The sequence below is a fragment of the Thermus scotoductus DSM 8553 genome (assembly GCF_000381045.1).
GTDB classification, from domain to species: domain Bacteria; phylum Deinococcota; class Deinococci; order Deinococcales; family Thermaceae; genus Thermus; species Thermus scotoductus.
Map to the genome: position 1 here is coordinate 38,333 of NZ_KB905740.1, position 13,943 is coordinate 52,275.

Annotated in this window: 11 protein-coding genes and 2 pseudogenes; 5 read left to right on the forward strand and 8 right to left on the reverse strand. The window is 66.2% G+C overall.

Annotation, left to right across the window (positions count from 1 at the left end; translation table 11 throughout):
• The first annotated feature begins 65 nt into the window (after nt 1-65).
• The gene (gene rplM, locus F604_RS0105885; RefSeq protein ID WP_019550825.1) at nt 66-497 is read left to right on the forward strand and encodes a 50S ribosomal protein L13; all 432 of its coding nucleotides are present in this window, start codon (nt 66-68) and stop codon (nt 495-497) included.
• Complete coding sequence (gene rpsI / locus F604_RS0105890) at nt 497-883, forward strand: 30S ribosomal protein S9 (protein ID WP_019550826.1); 387 nt, start codon at nt 497-499, stop codon at nt 881-883. The genes rplM and rpsI overlap by 1 nt, the downstream gene beginning before the upstream one ends.
• On the opposite strand, the gene F604_RS0105895 is transcribed toward rpsI, so the two are convergent.
• The 8 genes from F604_RS0105895 to F604_RS0105930 all read right to left on the reverse strand — a co-directional run bounded on the left by F604_RS0105895 (nt 880) and on the right by F604_RS0105930 (nt 11,624).
• Nucleotides 880-3,498 carry a UvrD-helicase domain-containing protein gene (locus F604_RS0105895; protein WP_019550827.1) on the reverse strand — a complete coding sequence of 873 codons (2,619 nt, stop codon included), beginning with the start codon at nt 3,496-3,498 and terminating at the stop codon, nt 880-882. The genes rpsI and F604_RS0105895 overlap by 4 nt on opposite strands.
• Nucleotides 3,495-5,693, reverse strand: coding sequence for a PD-(D/E)XK nuclease family protein (locus F604_RS0105900; protein ID WP_019550828.1), 2,199 nt, complete (start codon nt 5,691-5,693; stop codon nt 3,495-3,497). The genes F604_RS0105895 and F604_RS0105900 overlap by 4 nt, the downstream gene beginning before the upstream one ends.
• A 144-nt stretch (nt 5,694-5,837) precedes the next feature.
• Nucleotides 5,838-6,275, reverse strand: coding sequence for a hypothetical protein (locus F604_RS0105905; RefSeq protein ID WP_019550829.1), 438 nt, complete (start codon nt 6,273-6,275; stop codon nt 5,838-5,840).
• Nucleotides 6,276-6,381: 106 nt separating this feature from the next.
• Nucleotides 6,382-6,960, reverse strand: coding sequence for a hypothetical protein (locus F604_RS0105910; protein ID WP_015717991.1), 579 nt, complete (start codon nt 6,958-6,960; stop codon nt 6,382-6,384).
• Between the two features lie 24 nt (nt 6,961-6,984).
• On the reverse strand, nt 6,985-8,289 hold the full coding sequence (locus tag F604_RS0105915) for a sensor histidine kinase (protein WP_019550830.1): 1,305 nt from the start codon (nt 8,287-8,289) through the stop codon (nt 6,985-6,987).
• The gene (locus F604_RS0105920; RefSeq protein WP_015717993.1) at nt 8,264-8,917 is read right to left on the reverse strand and encodes a response regulator transcription factor; all 654 of its coding nucleotides are present in this window, start codon (nt 8,915-8,917) and stop codon (nt 8,264-8,266) included. Before F604_RS0105920 ends, F604_RS0105915 begins: the two co-directional genes overlap by 26 nt.
• Nucleotides 8,914-10,869: a protein kinase domain-containing protein gene (locus F604_RS0105925; RefSeq protein ID WP_019550832.1), complete on the reverse strand. Its 1,956-nt coding sequence runs from the start codon at nt 10,867-10,869 to the stop codon at nt 8,914-8,916. Before F604_RS0105925 ends, F604_RS0105920 begins: the two co-directional genes overlap by 4 nt.
• Nucleotides 10,869-11,624 carry a protein phosphatase 2C domain-containing protein gene (locus tag F604_RS0105930; RefSeq protein ID WP_019550833.1) on the reverse strand — a complete coding sequence of 252 codons (756 nt, stop codon included), beginning with the start codon at nt 11,622-11,624 and terminating at the stop codon, nt 10,869-10,871. The genes F604_RS0105925 and F604_RS0105930 overlap by 1 nt, the downstream gene beginning before the upstream one ends.
• Before the next feature lie 24 nt (nt 11,625-11,648).
• Here F604_RS0105930 and F604_RS0105935 point away from each other — a divergent pair, with 24 nt between their 5' ends.
• The 3 genes and pseudogenes from F604_RS0105935 to F604_RS0105945 all read left to right on the forward strand — a co-directional run.
• On the forward strand, nt 11,649-13,394 hold the full coding sequence (locus F604_RS0105935) for a hypothetical protein (RefSeq protein ID WP_019550834.1): 1,746 nt from the start codon (nt 11,649-11,651) through the stop codon (nt 13,392-13,394).
• A gap of 41 nt (nt 13,395-13,435) precedes the next feature.
• Nucleotides 13,436-13,669, forward strand: a pseudogene (locus F604_RS0105940) (MFS transporter); the annotation flags it as partial.
• Nucleotides 13,670-13,747: 78 nt separating this feature from the next.
• Nucleotides 13,748-13,943 (forward strand): annotated as a pseudogene (locus tag F604_RS0105945) (IS607 family transposase); the annotation flags it as partial.

Genomic DNA, 13,943 nt, shown 5'->3' on the forward strand with positions numbered 1-13,943 from the left:
GGTCCCCCGATCCCCCGGCAAGAACATGGTGCCTGGCACACAGAGTTGAAGGAGGGCCCAAACGCATGCAGCCCAAGACGTACATACCCAAGGAGATCGAACCCCGGTGGGTTCTCATTGACGCCGAGGGCAAAACCTTAGGGCGGCTGGCCACGCAGATCGCCATCCTGCTACGCGGCAAGCACCGCCCCGACTGGACCCCCAACCTTCCCATGGGCGACTTCGTGGTGGTGATCAACGCCGACAAGATCCGCCTCACCGGCAAGAAGCTGAAGCAGAAGATCTATACCCGGTATAGCGGCTACCAGGGGGGGCTGAAGGAGATCCCCGCGGAAAAGATGCTGGCCACCCACCCGGAGAGGGTGCTGGAGCATGCGGTAAAGGGCATGCTCCCCAAAGGACCCCTGGGGCGGAGGCTCTTCAAGCGCCTCAAGGTCTACGCCGGCCCCACCCATCCCCACCAGGCCCAGAAACCCGTTAAGCTGGAGGTCAAGTGATGGAGCAGTACTACGGCACCGGTAGGCGCAAGGAGGCGGTGGCCCGGGTCTTTTTGAGGCCCGGAAGCGGCAAGGTCACCGTGAACGGCCAGGACTTCCAGGACTATTTCCAGGGCTTGGTAAGGGCGGTGGCGGCCCTCGATCCCCTGAGGGCCGTGGATGCCCTGGGGCGCTTTGACGCCTACATCACCGTGAAGGGGGGCGGCAAGAGCGGCCAGGTGGACGCCATCAAGCTGGGGGTGGCCCGGGCCCTTCTCCAGTACAACCCCGACTACCGCGCCAAGCTGAAGCCCCTGGGCTTCCTCACCCGGGATGCGCGGGTGGTGGAGCGGAAGAAGTACGGCAAGCACAAGGCCCGCCGGGCGCCCCAGTACTCCAAGCGCTAAAGCAGGTCCGGCTCAAGCCCCTGGGAGAGGATCCCGGGGGCTTTTTCCAACTCCCGAAGGGCCTCCTGAAGCTCCTCTGGTGAGAAGGCGTGAACCCTTTCGTGCCTTAAATAGACCAAACGGGCCTCGGCCTCCACCCCCCAGGCCCGCCGCACCGCCTCCCAGTAGAGGGCTAACTGCAGGCGGTAATGCTCCGGGGCCATCCTTTGGTCGGTCTTGTAGTCCTCCAGGTACCACCTGTCCCCCACCCGGTAAAGCCGGTCCAGAACCCCATACCAGACGGTGCCCGCAAGGGGCAGGACCAGGGGAAGCTCAGCGTGGTCCTCCTCCCGGTTTTCCAAAGCGGGGAGGACTTCCCCCAGCATGCGCCGGTGGTTCCAAAGGAGGAGCCGCACCTCCGCAAGAAGGCGCTTTTGCTCCTCCTCGGGGAAGGGGAAAGCCACCTCCTGCAGGAGGAGGGCCCGCATGGCCCCCTCGTCCCCCGGGTCCAGGTTGCGGGCTAAAGCGTAGTGCACCAGGGTGCCCAGGGCCCGGGGGTACTCGGGGAGGGTTTCGGCCTCGAGGGCCTGGGAAAGAGCCAAAGGCTCCCCCTCCCCCTTGCGGTAAGCGCTGGGGGAAAAGACCGGGGGAAAGCGCTTGGACGGGATGAGGTGCTCCGCATAAGGGGCGGGGGGCTGGGGTTCAGGAAGAAGTGGGGGGGAGGGCAAGGGAGGAAGGCCCGCCAAGGGGTGGCGGTGCACCAGGGGGTCCTGGTCCGCAGGCCCCAGGCCCAGGTCCATGAGGGCCTCGGCCCAGGGTCCAGGCCGTTCGGAACGGCTTCCCGTGAGGAGAAGCACGTCCCTGGCCCGGGAGAGGGCCACGTAAAGGAGCCGCAGGGACTCCTCCTCCTGGGCGCGGGCCAGGGTCCTTCTCAAGTTTTGGTACCCCTCCGTCCCCTCCAGGGCCACCTCGCCGTCTAAGCCCACCAGCACGGGTTCGGACCTCCCTCCCTCGTGGCGGGCGAGGTCAAAGACCGCCACCACCGGCCACTCCAGGCCCTTGGCCGCGTGGACCGTGAGGAGCTGCACCCCTTCTCCCCCCTCGGGAAGCTCGGAGGTTTCCGGGTCCTCGGCCCGCACCTTTAGCCACTCCAAAAGGGCCTCGAGGTCGGGGAAGCGCTCCTCCGCGGCCAGGAGGAGAAGGGTGTCCAGATTGGCCCGGGCCCTCCGGGAAAGCCGCCTTAGGAAGACCTCGTCCCGCACAAGGGCCTTCAGGGCCTCGAGGGGACGCAAGCCCGCAAGCGCCTTGAGCCCATCCAGGCGCATCCGCACCTCCGGGGGAAGGAGGGGAAGGGGATCTTCCGCCTGCAGGGCCTCCTCCACCTGCCCGAGGTCCACCCCCACGAAAGGACCCCTCAGGAAAGCCAGGAGGGAAATGCGCTCCTTAGGGCTTGGGGGACCCTCCAGCAGGGCGAGGCGCAAAGCGTGGTAGACATCCCGCACCTCGGGCCTCTTGAAGAAGCTCTGCCCCCGCCTGAGGACGTAAGGAACCCCCAGGGCCCGGAAGGCCCTTTCCAGGAAGGGAAGGCTTGCCCGGCTCCGCACCAGGACCGCCATCTCCCGGTAGGCATAGCCCTGGCCCCGAAGGGCCGCAAGCCGTTCCACCAGAAGGGCCGCCTCCTTCTCCCGTTTTTCCGGCAAGCCCCCCTCCCCCACCACCCAGTGGACCTCCACCAGGCCCTCCTCCTCCCTTAGGGGCACCACCGGCACCCGCTCGGGCTCGGGGAAAAGGCGCTCCACAAAACGGTTCAGGAAGCGTGCCACCGCCTTGGCGTGGCGCCGGGTTTCGGCGAGGCGATGGACCTCCGCCGCCTCCTTGAGGGTCTGGCGGAAGACCTCCACCCGGGCGTTGCGGAAGAGGTAGATGGACTGCTTGGGATCCCCCACGGCCACCACCTGCACCCCTGCCTCCTCCAGGACCCGGAAGAACCGCCCCTGCAAGGGATTCACGTCCTGGTACTCGTCCACCAGGAGGTAGGGGAAACGCTCCACCACCCTTCTCACCGCCTGGGGATGTTCCAGGAGACGAAGGGCCAGGGCCTCGAGGTCCCCTGGCCCCAGGGCCTCCCGCGTGCGCCGGTGGTAGCCGGAAAGGACCTCCTGGAACAGCTCAAGAAGCCCCTCCGCCCCGGGCAGGGCCCGAAACGCCCCCGCCAGGGAGCGCTTCCGGTAAAGAGCGAGGAGGGACCCCTCCAGAGCTGGGTCCAGGCCCTTCAGGTAAAGGAGGCTTCGCGCCTCCTCCAGGAAGAGGGCTTCGGCCAAAAGCTCGTCCAATAGGGCAAAGTCCGGGTCCAGGGAGAGGAGGGGAGCGGTGTGGCGGATGGCCTCGGCCATAAAGCCGTGGATGGTGGTGAAGACTGCCCCGTAGACCTCCCGCTGCGCCTCCTCTGCCCAAGAAGCGGAGGAGAGCCTGGCCACCTCGCCTTGGATGCGCCGCCTCAGCTCCTCCGCCGCCTTGCGGGTGAAGGTGACGGCAGCCATACGCCGGAGGGGCACCCCCTGGCGCAAGAGCGCCAGGAGCTCCCCCACCAGGGCGTGGGTCTTGCCCGTGCCCGCGGAAGCCACGTAGAGCCTCATACCTCCTCCTTGCGGCAGATGTCCGCCAGACCGCAGGCGTAGCAGTGGTTCCCAGGTGTTGGGCGGAAAGCCCCTTGCTGCCAAAGCGAATAGGCTTCCTCCACTTGTCGCCGCACCTCCTCCACTGCTTTGGGAAGTTGAGCGGACCGCTGGCGGCGGTAAAGGGTAGGCCTCCCCATCCAGGGCCAAGTCCATAGGTGGACCTCACGGATATCCCTGCGCTCCACTAAAACCCCCAAGGCATACCACTCAGTCCAACGCTTTCGGGGTCCCAGGTCGGGCTCTCCTCCCTGAGGCAGAAGGCGGTAAAGGTGAATGATGTCGCCTTCCCTCCGGACTCCATCCAGGCGCAGGTTCAGGGGCTTTCGTTCCCACAGTTTCCAAAACTGCATGGTTTGCCAATGTTCTCTATACGCTTCCAGCCAGGGGCCTACCTCGGGGTCACGCAACAGCCGTTCCCGCTCCTCTGGCAGGAGGTGCCAGCCCAGGGCCCCATCCTCCAGGCGAAGGGGAAAGCGCTCCAGATAGGTCCGAAAGGGGCACTCCCCGTGGCGGCGGAGGACCTCCAGGTGGGCCGGGGGAGCGTGGGAGGTGGGGAGGGGCGGGGTGAAGGATTCCTCCGGCAGGGCCTCGAGGCGGCCTGAAGGCGGCAGGGGCTCGGGCCTCATTCCCTTCTCCAGGGGTTCGTAGGCCCCCGAAGGCCCCGCCTCTGGGTAGAGGAGATAGACCTCATCCCCCCGGGTGGAAAGCGCCTGGAGGAAAAGGGGGTCAAGGCCCCGAAGGCGTCGAGGTAGCCTCCTGAGAAGCCCCCGCTCCCGCAACTCCTCCAAAAGGAAGTAGTCCTCCCCTTCTCCCAGGGTGTAGCGCCCCGCCACCCAGTCCAGCACATAGGCCCTCTTGGCCCTTATGCCTAAGGCCCGTAAGGGGGGAAGCACGGCAACCCCCCGGTTTGGCTCAGGGGGCAGGCTTTCATCCAGCAAAAGGCTCCGCCACCAGGCCAGGGGATTCCCCTTATCGGCCCTTAAGGCCAAGCGGAGGCGGTAAAGGAAGGGTTCTTTGGCCAAAACCCCCAAACGCTCCAAAACCTCCTCCGCCCAGGCCAGGAGGTTAGGCCCGGGGGTGCGCAGGGCCAAAAACGCCTGCCATTCCTGAAGCAAGCCCTCCTTTTCCGCCAAAAGCGCCAGGGCCTCTTCCCCCGCAAGCCCAAGCCGCAGGGCCCTCCGGCCCAGGGCGGAAAACCCCAGGGCCAGAAGGTCCCGCCCGGTGGGCATGGGGTTCAGGAGGGCCAGGACCCTTTCCCCCTCCTCCGTGTCCGCCAAGGCCCCCTCCCGCCCGTCGTAAAGGGGCAAGCCGTACTCGTCCTGAAAGAGGAGAAGCCCAGGGATGCGGTCCTCCGGGGCCACCACCATCACCTCAAAGGGGTCCAAACCCTCGCCCCCCAGGTCCATCGAGGCCAAAGCCCGCTTGAGGGCCCTCAGGAGGTGGCGAGCCTCCTCCACCGGGTTGGCCAGGACCCAGACCTCCTTCTTCACCGGCCTTTGGGAAAGGGTCTGCCAGGGTTCCAGCCCCTCCGGAAGAAGCTCCAGGGTGAGGAGGACGGGTACCTCCCGGGCCAGGCGCTTAAGGAAGCGGAGGTCCAAAGGACCCACCTCTCTAAAGCCATCCACCACCACCAGGTCCGGCCTCGGGAAAAGGCGAAGGGGCACGCGGCCCGCCCGGTGGCGGAAGTCGTCGTAGTCCAAGGCCTTTTCCTTCAGGCGCTCGTAGGCGAAGTAAACCCGCCTGAGCCTTCCCGCCTCCCCCTCCTTGGGCAGGGCGAAGGGGGAAAGGCCATAGCGCTTGAGTTCCGCAATGGCCCGGGCGAAAAGCCGGGCTTCCCCGGGGGCAACCCCTTCCCCGTAGAGGTCTCTAAGGACCTCCCCCACCAGGGCCACCCTTGCCGCCCCGGGAAGCAAAGGTCCAAGCCGCCCCCCCTCCGCCAATACCCGGTAGTAGAGGGCCTGGAAGGACATGAACTCCAGGCCCAGCACCGCCCCTTCCCCCCCGAAAAGGCGGTACACATAGGCCCTTTGGTGGGGCAGGCCCACCCAGTAGACCCTCCCCCGCCGCTTCAGGACCTCCAGGGCCCATTCCCGGGCCAGGGTGGTCTTCCCCGAAGCGGGGGGGCCCAGGAGGGGATAGAGGCCCGGCTTCATATGGGGGCATTTTAAAACCGGAAAGCCCGGGAACCCGTGATACCCTTTCGTGCCGAACCCTACCCCTTACACCCTCCAAGAAAAAGACTTGTGGAAGGGATCTTCCGGGGCCTCCAACCTGGCGAAAACCAGGTTGGCGCTATATCAGGGAATGGCTTCCGGGGAAAGGGGCAGGGGAATGAGATCCAAGCCCAGGCGCAACACCCCCACCACCCGCCCCCGGTGGAGGACAAAACAGCGGTACCCCTCCGGCAGGACCAGCACCCGCCGGGCCAGGGAAAGCTCCCGCAGGAAGAAGAAGGGGCGCATCCGCATGGGCTTACCGCGGATGGGGCCCATGTAGGGCATGGGCCTGCCCCCCTCGAGGGCCAAGAGAAGCAGGGGCCTCTCCCCCACCGCTTGGCCCAGGACCAGGACCAGGGTATCCCCTTCCCGGTAGAGGGCCTGGACCTCGAGGGTCCGCACCACCTTAAAGCACTGGGTCAGCACCTCTTCGGGCGAGGGGCCAAAGCCCTTGGGGCCCTCCTCCCCCAGGGCCCAGCCCCCGAGGGCCAGGAGGAGGGAGACCCCAAGCCACCGCATCCTTCCCAGTTTGACCGATCTGGCCTTGTACCCCTTCTCGCCCATATCCGTCCCGGGATGGGGTTAACCAGGGTCCCCACCCTGGCCTGGCCAGGGTGGGGTGGGCTTAGAAGCCCCGCTCCGCCGAGATCAGGGCCAAGGCCGCCCGGGCCAACAGGAAGGCCCGTCCGGGCTCCTTGGAAAGCCTATTCTTGGCCTCGGCCACCAGATCCTTCACCAGGCTGTCCTGGGCCCGGTAGTAGGCGAGCTCCTTCTCCGCCCGGTCCACCACACTCGGGACCCGCTGGGTCAAGCGGGCATCCGGGCCCGGCCGCCCCTTACCCCACGGGGCAAAGGCATGGCCCCTGGGTCCAAAGGGATGGTGCATCCCCATCCCCATACGGGGGGCTGGCCTCGGCCCCCGGGCCTGCACCTGGGGTTCCCCTGAGGCTGCCCGGAAAAGGAGAAGGGCGGCCTGGGCCTCCCGCGCCGCCTTGAAGTACGCCTTGGCCTCGTAGCTCTTCTCCGCCCGGGCCTTCACCTCCTTGGCCCAGGCGAGAAGCTTTTCCTCCCCCGTGGCCCCCTGGGCCACCGCCTGGAGCCTGGCCAAGGCCGCCGAGGCTACCGCCGCCTGCTGGTAATCCGTGCCTTGGGCCAAGGAAAGGCCCGCCATCAGGAGAACCAAACCCATGAGCACCTGTTTCATTCCCTATCACCTCCGAACTGGAGGCTATTCCCTCTGGCTAAAGGGCGCATCGGGCGAAACCTTAAGGGAAGCCAAAGGCAGGTAGAGCCCCACCGCCGCCCCGTCCTGGTTGTCCACCCACGCCCTTCCCCCATGGGCCCGGGCCACCGCCGCCACCAAGGCGAGGCCCAGGCCCGTGCCCTTTCCCCCATGGACAAAGGGCTCCAGGACCCGGGGCAAAAGCTCGTTGGGGAAGCCGGGCCCGGAGTCCACAAGCCAAAGCCAAACCCCCTCCCTGTCCCGCTGGATCCTGGCCTTAAGGGGAAGCTTCCCGTGGCGGCGGGCGTTGTCCAACACGTTTTCCACCGCCAGGGCGAGAAGCTCGGGGTCCGCCAGAACCTGGCCTTCCCCTTCCACCTCCAGGCCCCATCCCCCCAAGAAAGCCCGCAGGTCCAGGGGGATGAGCCTGGAGGAGGTGGCCTCGAGGCGGGATAACCTGAGGAGCCCGGAGAGCAAAGCCTCCATCCTTTCCGCCTCCCGTAAGGCCCCGGCGAGGGCCCTGGGTTCGGGCTTGCGCAGGAGCACCTCCAAGTACCCCTTCAAGGCAGCCAGGGGATTGCGGAGCTCGTGGGAGGCATGGCGGGCAAACCGGCGGGCCGCCTCCTCCTTCTCGGAAAGCTCCCTAAGAAGCCCCCCCACCTGGGCCAGGCGGCTGTTCAAGGCCTCCACCAAGGGCCTCAGTTCCGCCAGGCCCGGGTCGGGAAGGGGGCTTAGGTCCTCAGGCCGCCGGGCCTCCAGGAGGTTGGCCAGCTGCCCCAGGGGGCGCAGGGCCCAAGCGAGCCCCAGGGCGGAAAGCAGAAAGATGGCCAAAAGCACCCCTCCACCCCAGGTGGCGTAGAGGAGGAGAAGCCTCCGCCCCAGACCGGCGACCCCCTCCAAGGGGACCGCCATGCCGAATCCTCCTTCCTCCCGGGGCAGGGCCACGTAAAGCACCCCCCGCCACACTCCCTGGTAGGCTCGTCCCTGAGCAAGGGCCTCGAGGAGACCAGGGGGAAGGTCGGGGGAGGGCACCTCGGTGAAGGCCACCCCCTTCTTCCCTATCACGAAGCCCGTGCCGCCCCCATAGACCTGGGCCAGGCGGAAAAGCTCAAGAAGAAGGGCCTCCTCTTCCTTGGGTCCCTCCTCCCCAAGGAGGTAAAGCCGGGTGTAAAGGGCCCGGCGCAGGTCCTCGCTGGCCGCTCCTTCCGCCTCCCTGGCGGAAAGAAAGGCCAGGGGCAGGGCCAGAAGCAAGAGGGCCAGGAAGAGAAGGGCAAAAAGCCTCCCCCTAAGGGAGGAAAAGGCGGTAGCCATAGCCGCGCACCGTCTGGATGGGGTTGGGCTCCCCCAGGGCCTTCCTTAAGAGGGAGAGGTGCACCTCCAAGGTGGCGGGGTCCACCTCCTCCCCCCAGACCCTCAGCATCAAAGCCTCCTTGGAAAGCACCTCCTCCGGGGACTCCAGAAAAGCCTTCAGGAGGAGGAACGCCTTGGGGGGAAGGGAAAGCCTCCTCTCCCCCCGGAAGGCCTCCATGCGCCTGGGATAAAGCCTCAGGTCCTTGTAGGCCAAAACTTCCGGGGCCTCCTTCCCCCTATGGGCGCGGCGCCAGAGGGCCTCGAGGCGGGCCAGGAGCTCGGAGAGGCTATAGGGCTTGACCAGGTAGTCGTCCGCCCCCTCCTTGAGGCCCTTCACCCGCCACTCCACCGCATCCAAGGCGGTGAGCATCAGCACGGGCACCTCCGAGCGAGCCCGGATATCCTTAAGCAGGGAAAAGCCATCTCTTTCGGGCAGAAGCACGTCCAAAATCACCACCTCCGCCCAGGGAAGGAGGCTTAGGGCTTCCTTTGGGCTTTCCGTGGCCTTGACCTCGTGCCCCTCGAGGGAAAGCCCAAGCTCCAAGGCCTCCCGCACTCCTGGGTCGTCCTCTACCAGAAGCACCCTCATGCCGGGTTCCGCCAAAGGGCCAGGGCCCGCACGGGGGCGTACACCTCCAAGGGCGGCAGGGCCTCCCCGGTCTTCAGGTCTATGCGATGGATGCGGCTCGCCCCGCGCCTGGCCGCATAGAGAATGCCCCCAAAGGGCAGAAGCTCCACCAGGCTCATGCGGTCCTCCCCCTCCAACAGGGGCAGGGTGTGGGAGGCGAGAAGGGATCCCGCCAGATCCAGCACCCGCACCTTGGCCGCCTCCACATCGTAGAGGTAAAGCCTCTCCCCCTCCACCCCCACCCCACCGAGAAGCCTCAGCTCCTCGCTTTCCTTGGAACGGCGGAAGGCATAACGGGAAAGGTAGCGCCCATCCAGGGCCAGGCGTTGCACCTGGCGGTTGCCGTAGTCCAGGACGAAAAGGAACTCCGGCGTGGCCGCCAGGGCCTTGGGATCCTGGAAGGTGCCCCGGCCCGGCCCCTGGCCGCCAAAGCGCTCCTGGTACTGCCCCTTCAAATCGAGCCGGCTCACCGTGGCGGTCTCCGAGTCCAGGACAAACAGGCTACCGTTGGCCACCGCCAGGGCCGCGGGAAAGAGGAACTCCCCGGGCTTCATGCCGTAAGGCCCGGCGGAAAGGAGGTGCTCCCCTTCCGGGGAAAAGCGGTGAAGGAGCTTGGCCCCGTGCTCAAAAACCGAGATCCAGATGCCCCCCTCCCCATCGGCGGCCACGGAGAGGGGAGGGGCCGGGAAGTAGCCCGGACCGGAGCCAATGCCGGAAAGGAGCCGGGCAGCGGTACCGGAAAGGTCCAGAAGCCGCACCGTGCCCTTCTTGGCCTCCACCCCCAACAGCAGGTAGAAGGGGTGGGGCAGGCCCCGCTCCTCCTCCCAGGAGGCGGAAAGGCCCCGGATCACCTCGTCCAAGGACGGGCGCTTGGCTGGGTCCTTCTCCAGCATCTTCAAGACCAGGTCGGAAAGAACCTGGGGAATCTGGGGATTGAGCTGCTTAGGAGGGGTGGGCACCTGGAAGATCTGCTGGTGAATCACCGTCTCATACCCCCCGGTGAAGGGGGGCTGGCCGGTGAGGGCCTCGTAGAGAACGATGCCCAGGGAGTAGATGTCCGAGCGGTGGTCCAGCTTCTGGCCCTTGGCCTGTTCCGGGCTCATGTATACCGGAGTGCCGATGCGGGCACCGGTGATGGTAAGGCGGGTGAGCACCTTGCCGGCGGCGATGCCAAAGTCCATGAGCCGCACCCCCCTGGGGTCCACGCCATCCTCCTTGAGGGCCCCTTTGAGCACCATGATGTTCCCCGGCTTGATGTCCCGGTGGACGATTCCCTGGGCGTGGATGTGCTTAAGGGCATCGGCCACCCGGGCGAGGATGGCTGCCGCCTGCTTCAGGGAAAGGCGCCTTTCCTCTATAAGCTTGTCCAGACCCTCCCCCTCCAGGTACTCCATGGCGATGAAGTGCACTCCATCCACCTGGCCATGGTCGTAGACCTTAACAATGTTGGGATGGTCCATCTTGGCCAGGACCTCCGCTTCCCGGTGGAAGCGGCGCACGAAGCGGGGGTCGCCCACAAAGCGTTCCTGGGGAACCTTGAGGGCCACCAGGCGGCCGGTTTTCCTATCCTTGGCCTTGTACACGGTGGCCATACCCCCCACGCCCACCTTCTCCAGGATCTCGTACTGCTTCTCCAGAGCCCGGGCCTCCTCCGTGGTCTTGGAACCGGAGGAAGCCCGTCCCTGGGTACGGGAACGCCTTTGGACCCTCCGCCGGGGACCCAGGTAGACCCGGGGTGAGGCCAGCAGCCCCAGGCCCATAAGCAGCCAGGGGAAAACCACCTCCGCCCGGGCCCCCGTGGCCCAGGCGGCTCCCGAGAGGAGGAGCAGGAGGAACCATAGGGCCCACGGGGAAAGGCGGGAAGCCAGGGCTGCGGTGAGGAGAACCAGGAGGAAGGCCAGAAGCCCCTGCATCACTCCACCCGTAAGGCCACGGCGGTGACGTTGTCGTCCCCACCCCGGCGCAAAGCCTCGGCCAGAAGGCCCTCGAGGCTCGCCTGCAGGTCCTTGCCCAAGACCCACTCCTCCTCGGGCACCAGGCCGTAAAGCCCATCCGTGACCAAAAGCACCCCTTCCCCAGGGGCAAGGTGCACCTCCTTCAGGTCAAAGCGGGCCTCGGGCAAACCCAGGGCCCGCGTGAGGATGTTGCGGTAAGGGTGGTGCTCGGCCTCCGTGCGGGTAAGAACCCCTTCCCTCAAGCGCTCCGCCACCCAGGAGTGGTCCTCGGTGAGCCGTTTCAGCCCCTTTGCCGTGAGGTGGTAGGCCCGGGAGTCCCCGATGTGCCCCACCACCCCCTCCTTGAGCCAGTCCGCATAGAGGAAGGCGGTAAGGGTGGTGCCCATGCCCTTCTTCCCAAGCCTTTCCGCCTCCTTCTCCACCCGCCTGGCCGCCAGAGTGAAGGCCTTTTCCATCACCTTGGAGAGGCCCACCGCTGGCCGGCCTCCCTTCAGGTGCTCCGCATAGGCCCGCGCTGCCTCGGAAATAGCCTCTATGGCCACCTTGCTGGCCCACTCCCCTGCCTCCATCCCCCCCATGCCGTCGGCCACCGCCAGGAGGAGGAGGTTACCCTGGGGGACCTCGAGGCGCATCACCCGGTGGAAGTCCTCGTTGTTCTGGCGGCGGCCCACATGGGAGACCGCGGCCACGCTGTACCGGGGAGCAAGGCGCATCGGACCCATTATAGTGATGAATGGGTGGAGCACCTGGCCGACCTGGTGGACCTCTACGAGTACCGGGTGGAGGACCTGGCCGCAGGCCGCACCCCTAAGGGGGGGAAGAGGGCCCTTTTGCAACTGAGGGCCTTCCTCATCCAAACCCGCCTGCCAGGGCCCTTGGCCAAGCGCTTCCGCCAGGCCGATGCTCGCTTCAAAGCCCTGCGGCAAAGCCCGAACCCTCCCCCACCCGTAGAGACCCCTTCCCCGGACTTTCCTGCCCAGGCCTTGGAGCACCTGGAAGAACCCACCCCCAAGCCTTCCCCCTTGCGGGCCATCGCCTTAAAGGTGTGGCACCTCCTGGCAGAGCGGGAGGCCAAAGCCCGGGCCAAGGACCTTCTGACGGGGAGGCGGGAGGAACTCAGGCTCATCCACGCCTTCTTGCAGAACTACCTGGAGTACCGGGAAAAGGAAACCTTCAAGCGGGACTTCAACCTCTCCCGCTTCCACCCCACCCACCCCATCCCCTCTCTTTCCGATAGCCTCATGGACCTCGAGGACCCCAAGGTGGCCGAGGCCCTGGTGATGGAGTTTTTGGAAACCGCCCTGCACCTTCCTCAGGACCTTCCCCTGCCCCCTGAGGAAACCCGCACCTACATCCGCCGCTTCCTGAACCGCATCCTGGAGTGGGACGACGCCTACGGCCTTCCCCCCAAGCGGGACCTCATGCCCTTGAAAAAAGCCCTGGAGGAAGCCAAGCGTCTGGGGGCAAGCGCCCTGGAGATTGCCAGGCTGGAAGAACGCCTCAGGAAAGAGGCCCAGGAGGAAAGGCGGCGGGAACTCCTCTTGGAAGAGGAGCGGCGCCGCTTCCGCGTGGCCCTGGAAAAGGTCATCGCCCTCCTGAACCTGCTTCCCACCCCGCAAGGGGAAACCCCCTGGCCCCGGGTTCCCGAGCCCGGCCAGGGGGAGGAAAGCCTGGTTACCCTTCCCCTGAAGCCCGGCCGCATCGCCTTAGGACCCCTTACCCTCACCCTAAGCCAGGTGGAGGGTAGCTGGCACCTGGGGATGGCAGGCGAGGACCATGTCCTGGAGGACACCTTGGTGATCCCTTGGGAGGACCTCGAGGTCCTGGCGGTGCGGGAGAGGGATCTCCTCCACCTGAGGCTCGAGGCCCGAAGCGGAATCAGGCTCTACGAGCTCCTGGCCGAGGGGCGGATGCTAGCCCTCCTCCTAAGCCCCAACCAGGACTACATCTACCTGCGCCTCCTCAGGGCCCTTTATGCCCGATTGAAGGGGGAGTTCAGCCCCCAGGCCTTTGGCCCCGAGCTGGCGGAGAAGTACCGCCAGGCCCCCTGGGAAGCCCTGCAGGACTTCGCCCGCAAGGTTTTGGAGCTCGCCCTGAAGCGCCTGGGTGGGGCGGACCCCACCCCCCTCCTCAAGGAGGTGGGCCAAGCCCTGGGGCAGGAGCGGGAAGCCCTGGTTTTGGCGGAGGCCTTAAGGGAGTACCTGGGCCGCCGCCCCCCCACCCGGGAAACCCTGGGGGGGGAAGTGCACCTGCTTTCCATCGGGGCCGAGCCCCTGGCCCTCAAGGTGGGGCAAACCGTCCTCTCCCTGCGCCCCAGGAACGCTCCTTCTGGAGACCTCCAGGAGGACGTCCTTTACGTGGGCCAGGCGGGCGAGATACCCCAAAGGCTCAAGGACCTTCTGGTCTACCGCCTCTCTGAAGGAACCGTGATCCTGGCCCGAGAGGGAAGGCGGCTTGCGTACCTGGTGATGGAAAACCCTTGACTTAAAGCCATTCCTGGTATACTCCCGGGCAAGGGGGTAGTATGAAAGTTTTGGGGCACAAAGCCTTTGCCCGGTTAATCCTCTCCTACCTGGTTTCCCAGGCGGGGAGCAAGGTACACCGGGTGGCCCTCCTGGTGCTGGTCTATTTGCTCACAGAAAAGGCCCTTTGGGTTTCCTTGGTCCTGGGAGTCCAGCTTGTGGGCACCGTGGTCTTCTCCCCCCTCCTTTCTGCCTGGGCTGATACCCAGGACCGCAAGCGGCTCCTGGTGTGGTCCTGATACCGGTTGCCAAAGTTGTGGTCTGTTATTGACGTCTATCCTCTTCTGTGTTAAGGTAAAGGCGGAGAGATAGGGGTGAAGCTGTCCCATTGGGCCAGAAAGCACGGGATTCCCTACCGCACCGCCTGGAAGTGGTTCAAGCAAGGGATTCTGCCTGCCAGGGCCATCCAGCTACCCACGGGCACCATCCTGGTTCTTGAGGAAGAGGAAGAGGTTAGGCTCCCCCAGGATGCTGCGGCCATCTACACCCGGGTCTCGGTGCACGAGGCCA